The 6542-nt window shown below is 67.9% G+C and carries 6 protein-coding genes and 1 pseudogene; 5 read left to right on the top strand and 2 right to left on the bottom strand.

Translation table 11 applies throughout. From position 1 onward, the window contains the following. The 4 genes and pseudogenes from RT697_RS16705 to RT697_RS16690 all read left to right on the top strand — a co-directional run. Positions 1 to 459: pseudogene (locus RT697_RS16705) on the top strand (hydantoinase/oxoprolinase family protein); the annotation flags it as partial. A 9-nt stretch (positions 460 to 468) separates the two neighbouring features. Further along, positions 469 to 1077 carry a cysteine hydrolase gene (locus tag RT697_RS16700; RefSeq protein WP_313700334.1) on the top strand — a complete coding sequence of 203 codons (609 nt, stop codon included), beginning with the start codon at positions 469 to 471 and terminating at the stop codon, positions 1075 to 1077. Then, positions 1074 to 2471 carry an FAD-dependent oxidoreductase gene (locus RT697_RS16695; RefSeq protein ID WP_313700332.1) on the top strand — a complete coding sequence of 466 codons (1398 nt, stop codon included), beginning with the start codon at positions 1074 to 1076 and terminating at the stop codon, positions 2469 to 2471. Before RT697_RS16700 ends, RT697_RS16695 begins: the two co-directional genes overlap by 4 nt. A 10-nt stretch (positions 2472 to 2481) precedes the next feature. Further along, positions 2482 to 3345, top strand: coding sequence for an isocitrate lyase/phosphoenolpyruvate mutase family protein (locus RT697_RS16690; protein ID WP_313700331.1), 864 nt, complete (start codon positions 2482 to 2484; stop codon positions 3343 to 3345). Positions 3346 to 3458: 113 nt separating this feature from the next. Here RT697_RS16690 and RT697_RS16685 read toward each other — a convergent pair whose 3' ends face one another. Then, a complete protein-coding gene (locus tag RT697_RS16685) occupies positions 3459 to 4079 on the bottom strand; it encodes a chorismate lyase (protein ID WP_313700330.1) in 621 nt (206 codons plus the stop codon). A gap of 117 nt (positions 4080 to 4196) precedes the next feature. Here RT697_RS16685 and RT697_RS16680 point away from each other — a divergent pair, with 117 nt between their 5' ends. Continuing rightward, complete coding sequence (locus RT697_RS16680; RefSeq protein WP_313700329.1) at positions 4197 to 4928, top strand: pseudouridine synthase; 732 nt, start codon at positions 4197 to 4199, stop codon at positions 4926 to 4928. Between the two features lie 507 nt (positions 4929 to 5435). Here the strand turns inward: RT697_RS16680 and RT697_RS16675 are convergent. Beyond that, positions 5436 to 6347 (bottom strand): LysR family transcriptional regulator, encoded by a 912-nt coding sequence (locus RT697_RS16675; protein ID WP_313700337.1) that lies wholly within the window; start codon positions 6345 to 6347, stop codon positions 5436 to 5438. Positions 6348 to 6542: the final 195 nt, after the last annotated feature.

Below are 6542 nucleotides of genomic sequence, written 5' to 3'. Positions count from 1 at the left end.
TTCGAGGGCATCCGCGAAAGCATTGAACTGGACATGCTGTACGTGGGCCAGAGCCACACCGTACGCGTGGAAGTGGGCCGCGGGGCCCTCACCCGCGACGGCATCGCCGCCGCATTCGACCGCGCCTACCAGGCCGCTTTCGGCCGCAGCCTGACCGGCATTCCGGTCCGCATCCTGAATCTGCGCTATGCCCGCATCGGCCAGCGCCCCAAGTTCGATCTGGCCTTGCTGGCCCCGACCAGCACGGCCATGCCCGCCGCGCTCGGCACGCAACGGGTCTTTCACGCCGGGCAATGGCACGACGCCGTGCGCTACGCGCGCCTGGACCTGCCGGTTGGCGCCGAGGTGGCGGGACCCGCCATTCTTGAGCAGCCGGACACCACCATCTGGATCGAACCCGGCTTCGCGGGCCGGGTCGATTCCCTGGGCAACATGCTCATCGCCCGCACCGCATCGTAGGAGCTCGCCATGCACGCCTTCGATCCCCGCACGACCGCGCTGGTCATCATCGACCTGCAAAACGACTTCCTGGCGCCCGGCGGCGCCTACGACCGCGGCGGCGCGGTCAGCCCGCAGGCGCGCGCCTTGCCGGCGCGCGTGGCGCCGGTAGCACGCGCGCTGAAGGGGCAGGGCGGCTTCGTGGCCGCCAGCCAGTTCACGCTGTGGCCCGACGCGCACGGCGAGCCCATGATTTCGCCGCATCTCAAGCAATTGCGCCCGTTCTTGCGCCGCGGCGATTTCGTCGCCGGTTCGCCCGGACAGGCCAACGTGGCCGAGCTGGACGGGCTGGTCGACGTGTCGGTCTGGAAGGTCGCGTATTCGGCCTTTTTCAACACGCAGCTCGATTGGGTGCTGCGGCGCGCGGGCATCTCCAGCGTGGTGGTGGCGGGCATCGTCACCAACGGCGGCGTCGCCAGCACGGTGCGCGACGCCCACATGCGCGACTACCACGTGACGGTGCTGGCCGACGGCTGCGCCGCGCCCACCCCTGCGATGCATGAGGCCGCGCTGGCGGACCTGCGCACGGTGGCCGACGTGGTGACGTGCCAGGACGTGCTGGACAGGCTGAAGCCGTGAGTGCGCCAATCGTCAGACGGGGCATCGCGCCCGGCGCGGACGCCATGCACGTGCCGGTGGTCATCATCGGGGCGGGCGCCTGCGGCCTGACCGCCGCGCTGCGCCTGGCCAGCGCCGGCATCGATACGGTGCTGATCGAACGCGATGCCGTGCCCAGCGGCTCAACCGCTTTGTCTTCGGGCTTCATTCCCGCAGCCGGCTCCGCGGTGCAGCGCGCCGCGGGCATCGAGGACGACGCCGCGCGCTTTGCCGCCGACATCCAGGCCAAGGCGCACGGCACGGCCTCACCCAAGCTCGTGGCCGCGTACACGGGCGCAGCCGCCGCGGCGATGGATGCGCTTGCCGCGCACGGGCTGCGCTTCGAGGTCCTGGACGGGTTCCTGTACCCCGGCCACACCGCGCGCCGCATGCACACGCTGCCCGAACGCACCGGCGCGGCGCTGGTCGCGGCCTTGGAACGCGCCGCCACCGAGGCCGGCGCCTACCTGCTGACTCGCGCACTGGCGCGCGAGATCTGGACGGATAACGACGGCCGCGTGACCGCCGTGGGCTGCGAACGCCCGGACGGCTCGGTCGACGTCATCGGCTGCGATGTCTTGCTGCTGGCGTGCAACGGCTTTGGCGGCAACGCCGCGATGGTCGGCGAATACCTGCCCGCGATGCGCGATGCCGTCTACGGCGGCCACGTGGGCAACGACGGCAGCGCCATCCAATGGGGCACGCAGCTTGGCGCGCGCCTCGCGGACCTGGGCGGCTACCAGGGCCACGGCTCCTGGGCCACACCGCAGGGCGCGCTGATCTCCTGGGCCGTGATGATGGACGGCGGCGTGCAGATCAACTGCGAGGGCCGCCGCTTTCACGACGAGACGCACGGTTACTCCGAGGCCGCGGTTCACGTGCTGGCGCAGCCGGGCTCGGTGGCGTGGAACGTCTTCGACGACCGCACGCTTGCACTGGCGCGCGGCTTTCCCGACTTTGTGCAGGCCGAGGAAGGGCAGGCGTTGAAGACGTGCGCCGATCTGGCGGCGCTGGCCGCGCTGATCGGTTGCGATCCCGATGTGCTGGGCCAGACGCTGGATGCGGTCCGGCCCGGCGCGCCGGACCCGCTGGGACGCCGCTTCGAGCGCTCTTTGCAGGCGCCGTACCACGCCGTCAAGGTGACGGGCGCGCTATTTCACACGCAAGGCGGGCTGGATATCGACGCGCAATGCCGCGTCCTGGACAACGCGGGCCGGGCGCTGCCCAACCTGCTGGCCGCGGGCGGCGCCGCCCGTGGCGTTTCGGGCAACGACGTGTCGGGCTATCTGTCCGGCAACGGCTTGCTCAGCGCGGTCGCCGGCGGCCATATTGCCGCGGCCACCGCGGCGGCGCTGCTCGGGCGCCGCCTGGATTAGGAAACCCAAGATGCAAACACAGAACCTGAAAGCGCAATTGGCGGCCGGCACGGTGCTGGCCCCCGGCGTCTACGACGCCTTGTCGGCGCTGGTGGCCGAGCAGGCCGGCTTTACCGCGCTGTACCTGTCGGGCGCGTCCATCGCGTACACGCGGCTGGGCCGGTCGGACATCGGCCTGACCACCTACACCGAGGTCGAGGACACGCTGGCCCGCATCGCCGAGCGCGTGTCGGCCGCGGTGATCGTGGACGCCGACACGGGCTTCGGCAACGCGCTGAACACGCAACGCACCGTGCGCGGCTTCGAGCGCGCTGGGGCCGCGATGATCCAGCTTGAGGACCAGACCTTTCCCAAGCGCTGCGGTCACCTGGACGGCAAAAGCGTGATTCCTGCCGCCGAGATGTGCGGCAAGCTGCGCGCCGCCGTCGACGCGCGGGTCAACGCGTCCACGCTGATCCTGGCGCGCACCGACGCGCTGGCGTCAGAAGGGCTGGAGGCGGCGCTGGACCGCGCCGAATCGTATCTGGAAGCGGGGGCCGACGCGCTCTTCATCGAGGCGCTGCGCACGCCTGAGCAGATGCGCGCCGCGTGCGACCGATTCGCGTCGCGCGTGCCGCTGCTGGCCAACATGGTGGAGGGAGGCAAGACCCCGGTGCAGGACGCGGGCGCGCTTGCCGCTGCGGGATTTCGCATCGTCATCTTCCCCGGCGGCACGGCGCGCGCGGTGGCGCACACGCTGCAGGGCTACTATGGCAGCCTGCGCCAGCACGGCACGACGGGGCCGTGGAAGGACAGGATGCTGGATTTCGATGGATTGAATGACGTGATCGGCACGCCGGAACTGCTGGAGCAGGGGCGGCGGTACGAAGGCTGAACGGGCTGGTCGCGGGGGGGCAGGGCTACGGTTTCAGCACGGCGCGATCGGTGGCATATCAGGCTGAGCATGGTCTGAACGCCTGCCAACTGTGGGCGTTCAGCAGGCCAACCTCAACGCGGCGTGCGTTGGTGCGGCACGAGCGGCGGCACGGGCTGGCCGGCGATCAACGCCCAGAAGTCCGGCAGAAAGCACTCGGCCACCAACAGCGGCTGCCCCTGGCGCCAGAACACTGAGCGACGCGCCCAGATGCGGCCAGCCTGCAGCGCACGCGCCTCGGGCGGCAGAACGTTAGCGGCGGTGGCATGAAACGGCACAGGCGACGCCAGCCGCCGGCACGCGAACGGCGACCGGATGACCGTGCTGTCGTGATACAGCATGTCGGCCAGCGGGCGGGTCAACAGGCGCCGCATCCCTTGCCAGGCGCCGTGCGACGCCGTCAATGGCGTCAGGCTGCGCGCCGGGACGCTGTCCACGCCATTCACGGACATCAGGACCTCGCGGATCCACACCGGTGAGCCGGGCGCAATGCGCATTGCACGCGCCTCGTCAGCCGGCGCGCCGTCGGCGTACTCGGCCAACACCCGCAGACGCACTTGCCCGACCTGGCGCAGGCCGGCGGTCAGCGCGCCCGGCCGGAACAGCCAGTGACGTTGGGCGGGGGACAGAATGGCAGGGGCTTGCGCCAGCCAGCCGGCGGCGAGAGGGGGGCGATGGGCTGCGGGTATCGTCATGGCTGCGTATTATGCCAAGCCCCGCCGGAAGGCCGTCTGCGTCGCAATGCCGCAGGGCAGGGTCAGAGGCCGTCCTCACCGGCCGTCCTTACCGGCCGTCCGCATACAATACCGCCCATGGAAAAAGTACGTATCTCCAAGCTCATGTCCGAGCGCGGACTCTGTTCACGCCGCGAGGCGGACAGCTATATCGAGCGCGGCTGGGTCCGCGTCGACGGCGTCGTCGTGTCCGAATTGGGCGCGCGGGCCTATCCCGATCAGGAAATCACGCTGGAACGCGCCGCGCATGCGCGCCAGACTTCCCGCGTCACGATCCTCATCAACAAGCCCGTCGGCTATGTCTCCGGCCAGGCCGAAAAAGGCTATAAGCCGGCCGTCGCCCTGATCGATTCCCGCTCGCGCTTTTCCGGCGATCGGGCTCCGCAGCGCTTCGAACGCGCGCACCTTGAAGGCCTGGCCGTCGCAGGCCGCCTGGACATCGATTCGCAAGGGTTGCTGGTCCTGACCCAGGACGGCCGCGTCGCCAAGCAGCTGATCGGCGAGGATTCCACGGTCGACAAGGAATATCTGGTGCGCGTTCAGGGTGAGCTATCCGACAACGGCCTGGCCCTGTTGAACCACGGGCTATCGCTGGACGGCAAGCCGCTCAAGCGCGCCCAGGTGCGCTGGCAGAACCACGATCAACTGCGCTTCGTGCTGCGCGAAGGCAAAAAACGCCAGATCCGCCGCATGTGCGAACTGGTGGGCCTGAAGGTGATCGGCCTGAAACGCGTGCGTATCGGCCATGTTGCGCTGGGCGATCTGCCGCTGGGTCAATGGCGCTATCTGCGCGACGACGAATCGTTCTGAGCGGGTGTGGGCACCGCGCTAACCCGGTGTCTGACACTCCCGATGAGGCAGCATCTGTTCCAAGCCGGTGTCTGACACCCGGGTGAGACAGTCCTCCCGCCGAGATCCTGCCCCAAGGGTGTCAGACACCTACCGCCGCAGCGGGTGCCTGACGCCGCGGTAAGACGGTCTCCAAGCCGGTGTCTGACACCCTGGCGAGACAGTCTTCCCGCCGAGATCCTGCCCCAAGGGCGTCAGACACCTACCGTTGCAGCGGGTGCCTGACGTCGCGGCAAGACGGTCTCCAACGCAGGTGTCTGACACCCTGGTGAGACGCGCTCCATTCTGAGATGCCCTCCAAAGGGTGTCTGACACCGCCAGCGAGAAGCCCTCCAAAGGGTGTCTGACACCGCCAGCGAGAAGCCCTCCAAAGCGTGCCTCACACCGCCCGCGAAACTCCCGCCCCATTGGTCATCCCACCCGACAACACTTGTCGGCGGCCGAAGAATTTTTCAGTCTGTTTCGATCTCAGCGGGATTTCATGAAACCGGGCGTATCCTTCGCTTGCCAGTGGCTGCCCAGGCGCTCCATCAGGAATTCGATGAAGATCCGGGTCTTGGCGGGCAGCAGCCGCGTCTCCGTGACTGCATGGACCGGAAACGGTCCCAACTGCCAATCCGGCAGCACGCGCTGCAACTGGCCGGACTGCTGCTCCGACATCTGACCACCCACCAGCACCGCGATGCCCGCGCCCAGCATGGCCAGGCGCCGGGCCATGGCGACGCCGTTGACGGAAAAGCGGTTGCCCGGCGTGAACTCGATGTGCTGCTCGCCATTCGTAAGCGGCCAGCGCGTCACGCGTCCCGCGCCTTCCGCGCGGAACTCGATGCACTCGTGCCGGGTCAAGTCGCTGGGATGCTTCGGTTCGCCGTGCTTTTCCAGGTAGTCGCGCGAGGCATACAGGTAGGCGGGCAGCATGCCCAGCAGTCTTGCAATCTGGGTCGAATCGGGCAAATCGCCGATTTCGATCGACACGTCGCAGGTCTGGAACACGCGCGATGCGTGGTCCGGGTTTGCGAGGTCCAGGAAAAACGTCACATCGGGATAGCGCCGGGAAAACTCCATGAACGATTCAGCCAGGAAGTCCGTGCCGAAATCCGCGGGCATGTTCACCCGCAGCGGTCCGGCCGGCGTGTCGACCAGCTTCTGCAATTCTTCATGGGCGATCTGCGCCTCGGCCACGATGCGCTGGCAGCGCTCGAAATACAGCCGCCCGGCATCGGTCAGTTCCACCTTGCGCGTGGTGCGGCTGAGCAGCCGCAGCCCCACGGACCGCTCCAGTTCGGCCACCTGGCGAGACAAGGTCGACTTCGGGACGCCCAGCGTTGCCGCAGCGCGGCTAAAACTGTGCGTTTTGGCGACCTCGACGAAGAGTTCCATTCCCTGTAGGCGTTTCATGACGCGATTTTGTCACAGTGGAGAACGGACAATTGTCCCATAAATGGAATGATGTTTTCTCTTCATGCCCCTTTGTTTCTAAAGCGGGATAACTCAGAATGCGAGTTCTGCAATGCAGCAATGCGATAAACGTCCAGCCTTGCGTGTTCCACGCGAATCCACCCAAGTCGAACGCCG

Source organism: Achromobacter sp., assembly GCF_032113835.1.
GTDB lineage: Bacteria > Pseudomonadota > Gammaproteobacteria > Burkholderiales > Burkholderiaceae_B > Achromobacter.
This window is presented reverse-complemented; position numbering and strand designations above follow the sequence as displayed.